Source organism: Amycolatopsis sp. WAC 01376 (assembly GCF_003947415.1).
GTDB lineage: Bacteria > Actinomycetota > Actinomycetes > Mycobacteriales > Pseudonocardiaceae > Amycolatopsis.
The window spans coordinates 980469-992968 of sequence record NZ_QHKL01000002.1 but is presented as its reverse complement, the minus strand read 5'-3'; the positions used below and the strand labels follow the sequence as shown (position 1 = coordinate 992968).

General features: G+C 69.2%; 15 protein-coding genes. 9 read left to right on the top strand and 6 right to left on the bottom strand.

Features of this window, described 5'->3' with window-relative positions; all coding sequences use genetic code 11:
* Complete coding sequence (ilvA, locus tag DMH03_RS14040) at positions 1–1257, bottom strand: threonine ammonia-lyase IlvA (protein ID WP_125792412.1); 1257 nt, start codon at positions 1255–1257, stop codon at positions 1–3.
* Positions 1258–1349: 92 nt separating this feature from the next.
* On the opposite strand from ilvA, the gene DMH03_RS14035 reads away from it, so the two are divergent.
* The gene (locus DMH03_RS14035) at positions 1350–1916 is read left to right on the top strand and encodes an NADAR family protein (protein ID WP_125792933.1); all 567 of its coding nucleotides are present in this window, start codon (positions 1350–1352) and stop codon (positions 1914–1916) included.
* Positions 1917–2143: 227 nt separating this feature from the next.
* On the opposite strand, the gene DMH03_RS14030 is transcribed toward DMH03_RS14035, so the two are convergent.
* Positions 2144–2902, bottom strand: coding sequence for an acyltransferase (locus DMH03_RS14030; protein WP_125792411.1), 759 nt, complete (start codon positions 2900–2902; stop codon positions 2144–2146).
* Positions 2903–2955: 53 nt separating this feature from the next.
* On the opposite strand from DMH03_RS14030, the gene DMH03_RS14025 reads away from it, so the two are divergent.
* Positions 2956–3915: a nucleoside hydrolase gene (locus DMH03_RS14025; RefSeq protein WP_125792410.1), complete on the top strand. Its 960-nt coding sequence runs from the start codon at positions 2956–2958 to the stop codon at positions 3913–3915.
* Entirely contained in the window at positions 3915–5042 is a 1128-nt protein-coding gene (locus tag DMH03_RS14020) for an NlpC/P60 family protein (RefSeq protein ID WP_125792409.1), read from the top strand. Before DMH03_RS14025 ends, DMH03_RS14020 begins: the two co-directional genes overlap by 1 nt.
* Here the strand turns inward: DMH03_RS14020 and DMH03_RS14015 are convergent.
* Complete coding sequence (locus DMH03_RS14015; protein WP_233611503.1) at positions 5012–5965, bottom strand: TetR/AcrR family transcriptional regulator C-terminal domain-containing protein; 954 nt, start codon at positions 5963–5965, stop codon at positions 5012–5014. The two genes, DMH03_RS14020 and DMH03_RS14015, sit on opposite strands and share 31 nt — an antisense overlap.
* A 104-nt stretch (positions 5966–6069) precedes the next feature.
* Between DMH03_RS14015 and DMH03_RS14010 the strand changes: the two genes are divergently transcribed.
* The gene (locus DMH03_RS14010) at positions 6070–7290 is read left to right on the top strand and encodes an FAD-dependent monooxygenase (RefSeq protein ID WP_158633083.1); all 1221 of its coding nucleotides are present in this window, start codon (positions 6070–6072) and stop codon (positions 7288–7290) included.
* Between the two features lie 9 nt (positions 7291–7299).
* Here DMH03_RS14010 and DMH03_RS14005 read toward each other — a convergent pair whose 3' ends face one another.
* The gene (locus DMH03_RS14005) at positions 7300–8436 is read right to left on the bottom strand and encodes an NAD(P)/FAD-dependent oxidoreductase (RefSeq protein ID WP_125792407.1); all 1137 of its coding nucleotides are present in this window, start codon (positions 8434–8436) and stop codon (positions 7300–7302) included.
* A 129-nt stretch (positions 8437–8565) separates the two neighbouring features.
* Between DMH03_RS14005 and DMH03_RS14000 the strand changes: the two genes are divergently transcribed.
* Positions 8566–9009, top strand: a complete 444-nt coding sequence (locus DMH03_RS14000; protein ID WP_125792406.1) for a MarR family winged helix-turn-helix transcriptional regulator — start codon at positions 8566–8568, stop codon at positions 9007–9009.
* Position 9010: 1 nt separating this feature from the next.
* Here DMH03_RS14000 and DMH03_RS13995 read toward each other — a convergent pair whose 3' ends face one another.
* Complete coding sequence (locus DMH03_RS13995; protein WP_125792405.1) at positions 9011–9445, bottom strand: hypothetical protein; 435 nt, start codon at positions 9443–9445, stop codon at positions 9011–9013.
* A gap of 128 nt (positions 9446–9573) precedes the next feature.
* On the opposite strand from DMH03_RS13995, the gene DMH03_RS13990 reads away from it, so the two are divergent.
* Positions 9574–10035 (top strand): nuclear transport factor 2 family protein, encoded by a 462-nt coding sequence (locus DMH03_RS13990; RefSeq protein ID WP_233611502.1) that lies wholly within the window; start codon positions 9574–9576, stop codon positions 10033–10035.
* Positions 10013–10669: a transcriptional repressor LexA gene (gene lexA / locus DMH03_RS13985; RefSeq protein WP_125792404.1), complete on the top strand. Its 657-nt coding sequence runs from the start codon at positions 10013–10015 to the stop codon at positions 10667–10669. Before DMH03_RS13990 ends, lexA begins: the two co-directional genes overlap by 23 nt.
* Before the next feature lie 41 nt (positions 10670–10710).
* Here lexA and DMH03_RS13980 read toward each other — a convergent pair whose 3' ends face one another.
* Positions 10711–11058 carry a DoxX family protein gene (locus DMH03_RS13980; RefSeq protein ID WP_125792403.1) on the bottom strand — a complete coding sequence of 116 codons (348 nt, stop codon included), beginning with the start codon at positions 11056–11058 and terminating at the stop codon, positions 10711–10713.
* Between the two features lie 173 nt (positions 11059–11231).
* Here DMH03_RS13980 and DMH03_RS13975 point away from each other — a divergent pair, with 173 nt between their 5' ends.
* On the top strand, positions 11232–11840 hold the full coding sequence (locus tag DMH03_RS13975) for a TetR/AcrR family transcriptional regulator (RefSeq protein ID WP_125792402.1): 609 nt from the start codon (positions 11232–11234) through the stop codon (positions 11838–11840).
* 1 nt (position 11841) lies between these two features.
* The gene (locus tag DMH03_RS13970) at positions 11842–12498 is read left to right on the top strand and encodes an enoyl-CoA hydratase-related protein (RefSeq protein WP_125786831.1); all 657 of its coding nucleotides are present in this window, start codon (positions 11842–11844) and stop codon (positions 12496–12498) included.
* Positions 12499–12500 lie beyond the last annotated feature (2 nt).

Below are 12500 nucleotides of genomic sequence, written 5' to 3'. Positions count from 1 at the left end.
TCAGACCAGGAAGTGGAAGAGCGGGCTGCCCGGCTCCACCCGCTCCACCTGCAGCGGGCTCACGTCCATCCGGTGCAGCAGGCCTTCCAGGTCACCGGCGCGCGCGAGTTCGACGCCGATCAGCGCCGGACCGGTTTCGCGGCTGTTGCGCTTCACGTACTCGAACCGCGTGATGTCGTCGTCCGGCCCGAGGACCTCGTCGAGGAACCGCCGCAGCGCGCCGGGCTCCTGCGGGAACCCCACCAGGAAGTAGTGCTTCAGTCCTTCGTGGACCAGCGACCGTTCGAGCACTTCGCCGTAGCGGCTGACGTCGTTGTTGCCGCCGGAGACGACGCACACCACGATCTGCCCGGGGTCGATCTTCACCGTCGTGCCCAGCGCCGCGGTCGCGAGCGCGCCCGCGGGTTCGGCGATCACGCCGTCGGACTGGTACATCGCGAGCATTTCCGTGCAGATCGCGCCCTCGGCGACTTCGGTGAGTTCGACGCCGCCGTCGCGGACCAGCGGATACGTCACCGATCCGGCCAGCGCGACCGCCGCTCCGTCGACGAAGGTGTCGACGGTTTCGAGCCGCACCGGCTCACCGGCGGCCAGCGCGGCCGCCATGCAGGTCGCCCCCGCCGGTTCGACGCCGACGATCCGCATCTCCGGCGCCCGTTCCGCGGCCCACGCGGCGATGCCCGCGAGCAGGCCGCCACCGCCGACCGGCACCACCATGACGTCCGGGATGAACCCGAGCTGCGCGACGACCTCCATCGCGACCGTGCCCTGTCCGGCGACCGTCTCCGGCGCGTCGAACGCGGGGACCAGCGTCGCGCCGGTGGTCTCCGCGTCGTGCTTCGCGGCGCTGAAGGCGTCTTCGTAGGTCTCGCCGACGACGATGACCTCGATATGCGAGCCGCCCAGCGTCGCGATCCGCTCGCGCTTCTGCCGGGGAGTCGTGCCGGGAACGTAGACCCGGCCGTTCGCGCCGAGGCGGCGGCACGCGTACGCGACACCCTGCGCGTGGTTGCCCGCGCTCGCGCAGACGACGCCGCGCTCCCGGTGCTCCGCGTCGAGCTGGACGATGAAGTTGTAGGCGCCGCGGATCTTGTACGAGCGCACGGTCTGGAGGTCTTCGCGTTTGAGCCAGACCCGGGCGTCGACCCTGGCCGAAAGCCGTTCGTTCGGTTCGAGCGGCGTCCGGGTCACCACCCCGGCCAATCGCTTGGCGGCCTCTTCGACCGTTCGGGCGCTCACCGTTTCGATCCGTTGCACGAATGCTGAATGTACTGACCGCCTCCGGCCACGACGGAGAGTGGTCCGATCCAGTTCACCGGTTGTCGGTGGTCTGTGGTCCACTGGTCGCCATGGTGAGCAAGGTCGACGGAGTCCGGAGTCTCGATGCGTTGCGCGAGCTGGTCCACAGCGGCGCGGAGCCCGAGTACCAGCTCTTCTACGGCCACACCCCGCTCAAGAGCGGCCGGATCAACGCGGCCTGCCTGAGCCAGTGGTGGCACGCGCCGTTCGTCGCGGGCGGCGAGCAGTACCCGACGGCCGAGCACTACATGATGGCGAGCAAGGCGGAACTGTTCGGTGACCACGAGGCCGCGGTGGCCATCCGTCAGGCGCCGGACCCGAAGACCGCCAAGATCCTCGGCCGCGAGGTCTCCGGTTTCGACGCCGAACTGTGGGAGCGGCACCGCTTCGACATCGTCATCGACGGCAACCTGGAGAAGTTCCGCCAGCACGCCGAGGAGCGCGAGTTCCTGCTGGCCACGGGCGACAAGGTGATCGTCGAGGCGTCGAGGATGGACCTGGTCTGGGGCAGCGGCGTCGCCCGCGACGACAAGAACGCCACGCGCCCCGACTACTGGCGCGGGCAGAACCTGCTGGGCTTCGCGCTCATGGAGGTCCGGGAGCAGCTGCGCGGCTGATCCCGCTCGATGGGCGGTGTCGTCCACCTGATCACGCGTGTCGTCCGCTGGATCACGCGTGTCGTCCGTTGAGTATCACCGCATGGGCCGGATCCACCGGACGGCTTCCCAACGCTGTCCGGCTGACCGGGCTAGTGGGCGTGATCAGACGGACGGCATGTGTGTTTTAACGGACGACACGCGTGATCAGATGGACGACACCTGTGATCCAGCGGACGACACGCGAGTTACGAGTCGACGCCCAGGGTTTTCTGGAGTGCCTTGTTCGCCTTGCGCGCCATGTCCGCGACAGCCTCGCGGCGGGCGGCGTCGGCGGCGTAGTCGTCCTGCCGGTTCCGCACCACGCGCGCCGGCGAGCCGACGGCGATCGAGTAGTCCGGGATCTCGCCCCGCACCACGGCGTGCGCGCCGAGGACGCAACCACGGCCGACCCGGGTGCCCTTGAGCACGGAGACCTTGGTGCCGATCCAGGTGTCCGGCCCGATCCGCACCGGCGACTTCACGATGCCCTGATCCTTGATCGGGACGGTGATGTCGGTGGTGACGTGGTCGAAGTCGCAGATGTACACCCAGTCCGCGACGAGGGTGGCCGCGCCGAGTTCGATGTCGAGGTAGCCGTTGAGGACGTTCTGCCGTCCGAACACCGCCTTGTCGCCGATGCGCAGCGAACCCTCGTGGCAGCGGATCGCGTTGCCGTCGCCGATGTGCACCCAGCGGCCGATCTCCAGCCGCCCGTAGCCGGGGCGGCAATGGATCTCGACGTCCTTGCCGAGGAACACCATTCCCCGCAGGATGATGTGCGGGTTCGCGACGCGGAACTTCAGCAGCCGCCAGTATCGGACCAGGTACCAAGGGCTGTACGCGCGGTTTCGGAGCACCCAGCGCAGCGAATCCTTGGTCAGGAACTTCGCCTGACGCGGATCACGACGGGCCTGGCCCCAAGCGCGGAGCCGCGACAGCGCGGGCGCACCCCACATGGACGTCATACCGGTGACCGTAACCTGTGATCAGGCCGTCGACCGCAAAGGGGAGCACGCGCATGGGCACCAAGCTGATCATCGACACCGACCCGGGGGTCGACGACGCCTTCGCGCTGGCGCTGGCCACACAGTGCGAGGACGTCGAACTGCTCGGCGTGACCACGGTGTTCGGCAACGTGCCGCTGAGCCACACCACCGCCAACGCACGCCGCCTGCTGCAGCTCTTCGGCCGCGACGACGTCCCTGTCGCGGCCGGCGCCGCGCGGCCGCTGGTGTACGACAACGCCAAACCCGCCGGGTTCGTCCATGGTCAGGACGGTCTTTCCGGCCACGCCGGGACGCTGCCGGAGGCGAAGCGCCCGCTCGACGAACGCGGTGCCGTCCGTCTGCTGGTGGATCTGCTGGAGGCCGCCGACGAGCCGGTGACCATCGCCCCGATCGGCCCGCTCACGAATATCGCGTTGCTGCTGGCGGCCCATCCGGACGTCCGCGAGAAGATCGGCCGGATCGTCGTCATGGGCGGCGGGGTGACCAAGGGGAACTCCACCACCGCGGCGGAGTTCAACATCTGGAGCGACCCCGAGGCCGCGCGCCGCGTGCTGGTCGACGAGGACATCCCGACGGTGCTGGTCCCGCTGGACATCACGCATCAGTGCTCGGTCGACACGACATGGCTCGGCAAGCTCGCCGCTTCCGGCCCGCTCGGCGCGGCGCTCGAAGCGCTGACACCCACCTACGTCGAGCACTACACCCCGATCCTCGGTTTCCCCGGGATGGTCATGCACGACGCGGTCGCGGTGGCCGAGGCGATCCGGCCGGGCATCCTCGACGTCGAGTCCTACCCCGTGGACGTCGAGTGCGGCTTCGGCCCCGCGCGCGGCGCGACGCTCGTAGACCGGCGAAGGCTGCGAAGCACCGATCCGCAGGCCGTGCCGGGCCGCACCATCGACGTCGCGCTGACCACCGATGTCGACGCCTTCCGCGAGTTCGTCCTGAGCCGCATCGTCGGAGGGCTCTGATGGAGCAGCAGACTTCCCGCCGCCGCAGACTTCCGGTGATCGTCGCCGCCGTCGTCGTCGCGGGCGCCGCCTTGGTCGCCGCCATCACCTTCGCCCCCAAGGACGAGCCGAAACCGGAAGCCGCCGCCGTCCAGTCCTCGGCCCCGCCCGCGCCGCCCGTGTCGTCGTCCGCCCCCGCGGAGATGCCCAAGGAGCAGCCGAAGGTGCCGCAACAGATGGGGCAGGAGTTCGACGCCTGGGTGTCGAAGACCAGCGGCTGGCTCGACATCCCGCTGCGAGCGATGACCGGCTACGCGAAGACCACCGTGGCTCTGAGTAAGGAAACGCCGGGCTGCCGCCTTTCCTGGGTGACGCTGGCCGCGCTCGGGAAGATCGCTTCCGACCACGGCCGCGCGACCGGTTCGAACCTGAACGCCGACGGCGTGATGACCGCGCCGCTCGGCGCGGTCGAGGTCCGCGACTTCTACAACAAGGTCGTCTCGTCCGCGAACGCCAGCGGTCCGTTGCAGCTGACACCGTCGGTGTGGAACCAGTTCCAGGCCTCGGCCACCGGCGGGAAACCGAATCCGCAGAACATCGACGACGCCACGCTCACCGCCGGACGCGCCCTGTGCGCGGGCGGGCGTGACCTCGGCCAGGGCCAGACGTGGTGGAACGCGGTGAGCACGTTGCAGCCCGCGCCGCTGCTGATGCACCGCACGCTCGCGACCGTGAACGTCTACGGCACGGTCGGCCAGAGCCCGCAGCCGCCGAACGCGGCGGCGCTGAGCGCGGTCAACTTCGCCATCGACAAGATCGGGCTGCCCTACGTCTGGGGCGGCAACGGCACCGGCGGCGGCGACCCCGGCTTCGACTGCTCCGGCCTGACGACGGCCGCGTACGCCAGCGCCGGCGTCAAGCTCATGCGCACCGCCCACACGCAGTACCACAGCGTGGACAAGGTGACCGATCCTCAGCTGGGCGACCTGATCTTCTACGGCGAGCCGAACACGAAGATCCACCACGTCGGGCTGTACATCGGGAACCAGCAGATGATCGACGCCCCGCAGACCGGGCAGGCGGTGCAGGTGCACACCTACCGGAAGCAGGGCGACGACTACGCCGGGGCGGGCCGCCCGACGGCCTGACCGCGCGCTAGCCGCCGCTCGACGCCGTCGAGCAACAACCGCAGGCCGTATTCGAACATCGTGTCCATGTCCTGCTCGAATTCCTGTGTCACCACGTATTCCATGGTCGGGTACCGGCCGGTGGCGACGACTTCCCGGAACTCCGCGACCTGGGTGTCCATCCATTCGTCGCTGGTCATGCCGGTGTCCTGCCGGGCCCGCGCCTCCGACTGGAGGGACAGGGCCAGGCCGCGGATGTGGCTGAAGAGGTTCAGGTGGATGTACATCATGTCGTCCATGCCCAGCCCCAGACCGCGCAACGCGGTCAGGACCCATTCGGCGTAGAACATCAGGTTCGGGGTGATGGCCCGGGGCCTGGTCATGGACAGCACCTCGGCCACCCAGGGATGACCGCGGCAGATCGTCCACAGTAGACGGGACGAGAACTCCAGTCGTTCGCGCCAGTGCGCCGGAGGCCGGGCGTGCGCGGTCTTCTCGGCGGTCACCAGGTCCACCATGTACAGCATCAGATCGTCCTTGCCGGACACGTGGCGGTACAGCGACATGGTCGCCACGCCGAGGTCGGTGGCGACTCGGCGCATCGACACCGCGGCCATGCCTTCCGCGTCGGCGATCGCTATCGCCGTGCGGACGATCCGGTCCCGGTCCAGCTCCTGGCGACGGGAAGCCGCCGGGGTGTACGCGCGATCCCGTGACCGCACGACCGTTCCCGAGCCCGGTTTGGTGTCCACCAGGCCTTCGTCGCGCAGGACGGCGATCACCTTGCTCGCGGTGGCCATCGCGACTCCCCAGTCCCGGGTGATCTGCCGGGTCGGCGGGATCCGGTCGCCCGGGCGCAGCCGTCCGCTCGTGATGTTGTCGCGGATCTCCGCGGCGATCTTCCGGTAGGGCGCCCCGTTGTCCACACTGTCCACGCTGTCCACCAAGCCTCCTAGCGTACTAGTGCGCTCAAGCCACTAGGTTCGACATGAGCAGCAGCGCACTAGAACAAATATACACCGTACCGAACCGGCTGTACGTTGCCGTCATGCGCACTGTTCTGGTCTCCGGCGCGAGCATCGCCGGACTTTCCCTGGCGTACTGGCTACGCCGCTACGGCTTCCGAACCACCTTGGTCGAACGCTCCCCCGCCCTGCGATCCGGCGGGCAGGCGATCGACATCCGCGGCGCGGCCCGCGACGCGGTGGAGCGGATGGGCGTCATGGACGCCGTCAAGGCCCATCACACCGGCACGCACGGAATCGCCTGGCTCGACGAGCAAGGGAACCGCGTGGCGGCCATGGGAGGTGACGACTTCGGCGATTCGGGCGGGATCGTCGCCGAGATCGAACTCCTGCGCGGCGACCTCGTGCGGATCCTGCACGAGGCGGCGGGCACGGACCTGGAAATCCTGTACGACACCGTGATCACCGAGATCGCCGAGAGTGCAGAAGGCGTCAAGGTCACCTTCGACAACGCGCCGCCGCGCTCCTTCGACCTCGTGGTCGGCGCGGACGGGCTGCGTTCCGGCGTGCGAGCGCTGACCTTCGGGCAGGACAAGGAATTCGTCCGGGACCTCGGCTACTACACCTCGTACTTCCCCGCCCGCACCGAACTCGACCTGGACGGCTGGGAGGTGATGTACAACCTGCCCGCGGGCAACGGCGTCGACGGCCGGGTCGCGGTGCTGTACCCGCTGGGGAACACCGGGGAGGTCCGGGCGCTGCTCGGATTCGTTTCGCCGGAGCTGGCCTATGACCGGCGGGATTCGCGGGCCCAGAAGAAGTTGCTGGCCGACGTGTTCGCCGGGGCGGGCTGGGAGATCCCCGCGCTGCTCGATCAGCTGCGGCAGACCGACGACCTGTACTTCGCACGGGTCGGGGAGGTCCGGGTCGACCACTGGTACCGCGGCCGCACCGTGCTTCTCGGCGACTCGGCCTTCGGCGGCTCACTCGGGATGGGCACGAGCATGGCGCTGGTCGGCGCGTACGTGCTCGCGGGTGAGCTCGCCGAGGCCGAGGGCGACCATCTTGTCGCGTTTCCCCGATATGACAGTGAAATGCGCGAGTACGTGGCGGCGAACATGAAGCGGCCGCCCGGTGGCGCCGGCGGTTTCGCCCCGCGCACCCGCCGCGGGATCCGCATGCGCAACCGGTTCATGCGGATGCTTCCGCACGTGCCCGGCGGCGGCAAGATGCTGGGCGGGATTCAGAAAGCGGCCAACTCCATCACCCTCAAGCCGTACGCGGGGGCGCGATCGCCCGAGTGAGCGACCCGCTCAGGCCTTCCGCTGCTCGATCCCGAACAGGTCGAGCAGCCGCTCGGGGATGTCCTCACCGAAGACGCTTTCGAGCAGGAAATCCTCCTCCATCGGCGTTTCACCGCGCACGAACATGGCCTGTTCGTAGTCGGCGAGTGCGGTCTCGACGTCGTCCGGACGCGCGGCGAGGGCCTTGCCGAGTTCGGCGCCGTCGAGCATCGCCAGGTTGGCGCCCTCACCGTTCGCCAGCGCGAGGTGCGCGGCGTCGCCGAGCAGGGTCACGCCCGGAACGCGGGCCCACCGCAGCCCGGACGGCAAGGCGTAGGCAGGACGATGGATCGGCGCGACGTCGCTTTCGGTGATCAGCGCGGTGAGCTCCGGCGACCAGTCGCGGAACTCCGCCGCGATCCGCGCCTTGGCCGCTTCGGCGTCGCTGAAGTCGATGTCGTCGAACCACTCCAGCGGCTTCGTGAGCTCCACGTAGCCGTGCAAGGTGTCGCCCCTTTCGCGGTGGCCGTGGATGCTCATCCCCGGCGTGGGCCCGATCCCGAACATCGATCCGCCGCCGACCGTCTTCGCCGCGGCGGGATGCCGGGTGAGCGCGTCGTACAGGTAGGTCTCGACGATCGACGTGCCGCTGTAGTCCGGGCCGGCACCGGTGAGCAGCGGCCGGACGCGTGACCACGCACCGTCCGCGCCGACCAGGAGACCCGTGACGACGGTGGTGCCGCCCTCGAACGTCACCTCGTGGCGGCCGTCGTCGAGGGTACGGACGACGACGACCTTGTGTCCCCAGTGGACGGTGCCATCGGGGAGCGAATCGAGCAGCATCCGCCGCAGGTCCCCGCGCTGCGCCTCGGGGCGGCCGCCCGTGCCGTCGTCGGCCCGCTCGAACAGGACCGACCCGTCCGAGTCGAGGACCCGCATCGCCTGGCGGCCCTCCAGGACGATGCCGCGGAACTCGTCGAGCAGCCCGGCCGCCTCGAGGGCGAGCTGGCCGTTGTAGTCGTGGATGTCGAGCATCCCGCCCTGCGTCCGCGCCGACGGCGAGGCCTCGGCTTCGTACACCGCGGACGGGATGCCGTGGACGTGCAGGACCCTGGCCAGGGTGAGCCCGCCGAGTCCGGCGCCGATGATCGTGACAGGTGTGTACATGGTGACCCCTCGGTTCGCTTCTGGAATGACATTCCAGAGAGTGCCGGGGGCCGCTGGCAGGCGGCGCACACGACGCTGGCACCGGCCTGGCAGGCACTGTCAGCCTAAGGGCCGTGTCATGATGCTGACATGAGCCGAGGAGAGCCGGTCGGACCGCTGGACCTGGCGGTGGGGTACATGCTGAAACGAGCGGCGACGGCGCTCCGGACGGCGATGGACACCGCTTTGCGCCCCCTCGACCTCACCGTGCCGCAGTACTCCTGCCTCGAAGTGCTCTCGCAGCGACCAGGGCTGTCGAACGCGGAACTGGCCAGGGCGGTGTTCGTCACCCGGCAGTCGATGAACCTGGTGCTGCGCGGCCTGCAGGACCGCGGCCTGGTCACCCGTCCGACGTCGGCGCCGCAGGGCCGCGCCCTGCCCAGCACCCTGACTCCCGCCGGAAAGGCCCAGCTCCGCGCCGCCAGCGGCGTCGTGCGCGCCGTGCAGGATCGGATGCTCGAACCGTTTTCGACGGCCGAGCAGGAGCGGCTGTTACGTGATCTCGCCGCCTGCGCGGACGCGCTCTCCGAGTGACTCAGGATCTCGTGCTCACCAGGGTTTCCGGTTTGAACGCGAACACGTCGACGCCTTGGACGAGCACATGCCATTCACCGCAGACCTTGTCCGTCTTGCTTTCCTGCCCCTGCGGCCACCAGTTCGCGGCGAGGGTGGCGGCCTGCGTCGCGGCCGGACCCGGCACGCAAACGGCGGGCAACGTCCCGCCGGTGAACCGCAGGAGCCGCTCCGAACCCGTCGTCCGGATGACCTCGGTGACCGCCGCCGCCCCGTCCGGCACCCACTCCGGCAGCCGGGCGTCCGTGTCGCGCTTGCCTTCCGCGCCGGTCGCGTAACCGACCGTTTTGACGTGCCCGTTGGCCTTTTCGGTCAAGCCTTCCTTGAGACCGCAACCGGTGAGGGCGACCGTGGCCGTCGCGGCGGCGAGAAGCGCCGCGGTGATCTTCGTGTTCATACGATCGAGTCAACCTCGCGGAACCGCGCACGGGATCGGACTTTCGGTCCGGCCGGGCCGCCATCCGGCCGATCTCGACGACGGATAACCGCCAGCGCCCGGACCCGCCGCGCACCACAGTGGTCGTCGTGACATCGACAACGGACGCCCTGTCCGTACTCAAAGGCATGTACGCGGCGGAAGCCGGCTACTTCGCGGCAGGCGGTCCCGGCAAGGCGACCTTCGCACCGCTCGCCCCGTTCTTCTCCCCCGACGTAGTGCTGCACCAGGCCGATGCCCTGCCCTACGGCGGAATCTGGCACGGCCACGAAGGCCTGGAACGGTTCTTCGCCGCCATGAGCGACACCTGGGCGGTCTTCGACATGGTGGAGCAGAGCTTCCTGAGCGAAACCAGCCCACTGGTCGTCCTGACCCAGGTGCACGTCCGCGCGAGGACCACCGGACGCGAGCTGGATTTCCCGATCCTGCAGACGATCACCGTCGAGGACGGGCGCATCACCGAGGTGCGGCCGTTCTACTGGGACACCGCGGCGATCGCGGCGGCCTGCACGAACTACCATTCCGCTGATGACCGCCTACCACGATCCTGAGCTGTTCGAGGAAGCCGCTTCCCTGCCGGAGCGCCAGCAGAAGATCCTGCTGACCATCCGCGAATGGGTGGTGGAGCACGGGTACTCGCCGAGCACTCGGGAGATCGGTGAAGCGGTCGGGTTGCGTTCGACGTCCTCGGTGTCGAAGCATCTGGCGGCCTTGGAGGAGAAGGGTTTCCTTCGCCGCAGCGGCTCGATCTCCCGCCCCATGGACGTCCGCGCGTTCCTGCACGGCACCACGTCACGGGACTCCACAGAGGACTCGGTGCCGGTCCCCGTCGTCGGCGACATCGCCGCGGGAACGCCGATCTCGGCCGTCGAGCACGTCGACGACGTGATGACCCTTCCGCGTGAACTCACCGGCCGGGGCAACGTCTTCGGCCTGCGGGTGCGCGGCGACTCGATGATCGACGCGGCGATCTGCGACGGCGACATCGTCGTGGTGAAGCAGCAGCAGGAAGCGCACTCCGGCCAGATCGTCGCCGCGATGATCGACGAGGAGGCCACCGTCAAGGTGTACCGCCGCCGCGACGGCCACGTGTACCTCGAACCGCGCAACCCCGCCTACGACGTCATCGACGGGGACCGCGCGACCGTGCTGGGCGTCGTGGTTTCCGTGCTGCGCAGCGTCTGAGCGATTCCTGTCGGTGGTCCGGAGCAGCTTCCGGCCCGGCTTCAGGCGGCGAAGCCCAGCACCAAGGAGGCGGCGACGGGCGCCAGGTACATCAGCGGGAACGCGACGTGCGACGGCCAGTGCGCACGCAGCACGGTGATCACGGCACCGGTGAAGTAGAGCACCAGTCCGATCCCGGCCGCGACGCCGAGCGCGGGCACCCACAGTCCGGCGATGAGGCCGAGGGCACCCGCGGCCTTGGCGACGCCGAGCGGCGTCCACCAGCCGCGGGGGACGCCGTAGTCGGCCAGCGGCTGAACGACCCACTTGGCGCGGAAGAAGATCGAGGCTGCAGAGAAGGCGGCCATGAACGCTCCGACGACGGTGACGATGACATAAGCGGTGGTCATATCGGTTTCTCCTCGGCTTCTCGGTGATTCGACCGGTTGACCCCGGCCGCCGGGCCGATGTGACGACTTCGCGGTGAAGACGTTCGTGAACCAGGTCACAGCCCACCTCCGACCCATAGTGGAGCAGCCGCTCTCTTATTGTTTTAGAGCACGTGCTCTGTTACCGTCGCCCCATGCCCCGCCCCCGTGTGCACGACTTGGGAAGGCTGCTCGACGCGGCCGAACGCCTCGTCGTCGAGACGGGCGCCCACGGCGTCACCGTCCGGTCCCTCGCGGCCGCCGCGGGCGTGTCCAACGGGACGATCTACCACGCTTTCGGCTCGCTCGGCGCCTTGCTGGCCCACGTCTGGCTCCGCGCGGCCGGCGAGTTCCTCGACCTCCAGACCGCTCTCGCGGCCGAGGCGGAAGACCCGCTCCCGGCGGTCGTGGCCGCGGCGGGCACCCCGGCCGCGTTCGCCGACCGCCGGCCGGAGGCGGCCCGCCTGCTCATCACCGTCAAGAAGGAACAGGTCCTCGGCCCGCAGGTCCCCGAAAACCTCGCCGCCGACTTCCTGGCCCTCGACAAACGCCTGATCGCATTCCTGGTCAAACTGGCCATCCGACTCTGGGACCGGCGCGACGCGCAGGCCGTCGAAGTGCTGACGACCTGCGTGGTCGATCTGCCGACGGCCCTGTTCCGCCGCGCGTTCACCGCGGGCGAACCGATCTCCGAAGACTCCCGGGCCCGGCTTGCCGCCGCGGTCCGCGCAATACTCCTGCTCCCACCCCCACGGAAGGACTGACATGCCCACACTGCGTCAAGACGCCCCGGTGTTCCTGCTGGACCTCGGAGACGACGAGAACCGTTTCTCGCCGTCCTGGCTGGAAACCGTCCATTCCCAGCTCGACACCGTCGTCGCCTATCCGGATCCGGCGGTGCTGGTCACCGTGGGGTCCGGCAAGTTCTACTCCAACGGCCTCGACCTCGAATGGCTCACCAGCAACCCCACCCAGGCCGCACAGTACGTCGCCGACGTCCACGAACTGCTGGCCCGTGTGCTCACCCTCGGCGTGCACACGGTCGCCGCGATCAACGGGCACGCCTTCGGCGCCGGGGCCATGCTCGCGATGGCGCACGACTTCCGGGTGATGCGCGCCGACCGCGGGTACTTCTGCTTCCCCGAAGCGGATATCAACATCCCGTTCACGCCGGGGATGGCTGCGTTGATCCAGGGCAAGCTCACCCCCGCCGCCGCGATCGCGTCGATGACCACGGGACGGCGATTCGGCGGCACGGACGCTCGCGACCTGGGTCTCGTGGACGCCGTCGCCGAGAAACCCGCGCTGCTGGAGTACGCGACGGACCTCGTCCGCCCGCTGGCCGGGAAGGACCGCGGCACGCTGTCCGCGATCAAGACGACGATGTTCACCCCTGCCGTCACCGCGCTTCGCGCCAAGTAAAG

Excerpts from the sequence above, each read along its gene's own strand:
- DMH03_RS14035 (WP_125792933.1), top strand. The coding sequence starts at position 1,350 with ATGGTGAGCAAGGTCGACGGAGTCCGGAGTCTCGATGCGTTGCGCGAG.
- DMH03_RS14030 (WP_125792411.1), bottom strand. The coding sequence starts at position 2,902 with ATGACGTCCATGTGGGGTGCGCCCGCGCTGTCGCGGCTCCGCGCTTGG.
- DMH03_RS14025 (WP_125792410.1), top strand. The coding sequence starts at position 2,956 with ATGGGCACCAAGCTGATCATCGACACCGACCCGGGGGTCGACGACGCC.
- DMH03_RS14020 (WP_125792409.1), top strand. The coding sequence starts at position 3,915 with ATGGAGCAGCAGACTTCCCGCCGCCGCAGACTTCCGGTGATCGTCGCC.
- DMH03_RS14010 (WP_158633083.1), top strand. The coding sequence starts at position 6,070 with ATGCGCACTGTTCTGGTCTCCGGCGCGAGCATCGCCGGACTTTCCCTG.
- DMH03_RS14005 (WP_125792407.1), bottom strand. The coding sequence starts at position 8,436 with ATGTACACACCTGTCACGATCATCGGCGCCGGACTCGGCGGGCTCACC.
- DMH03_RS14000 (WP_125792406.1), top strand. The coding sequence starts at position 8,566 with ATGAGCCGAGGAGAGCCGGTCGGACCGCTGGACCTGGCGGTGGGGTAC.
- DMH03_RS13995 (WP_125792405.1), bottom strand. The coding sequence starts at position 9,445 with ATGAACACGAAGATCACCGCGGCGCTTCTCGCCGCCGCGACGGCCACG.
- lexA (WP_125792404.1), top strand. The coding sequence starts at position 10,013 with ATGACCGCCTACCACGATCCTGAGCTGTTCGAGGAAGCCGCTTCCCTG.
- DMH03_RS13980 (WP_125792403.1), bottom strand. The coding sequence starts at position 11,058 with ATGACCACCGCTTATGTCATCGTCACCGTCGTCGGAGCGTTCATGGCC.
- DMH03_RS13975 (WP_125792402.1), top strand. The coding sequence starts at position 11,232 with ATGCCCCGCCCCCGTGTGCACGACTTGGGAAGGCTGCTCGACGCGGCC.
- DMH03_RS13970 (WP_125786831.1), top strand. The coding sequence starts at position 11,842 with ATGCCCACACTGCGTCAAGACGCCCCGGTGTTCCTGCTGGACCTCGGA.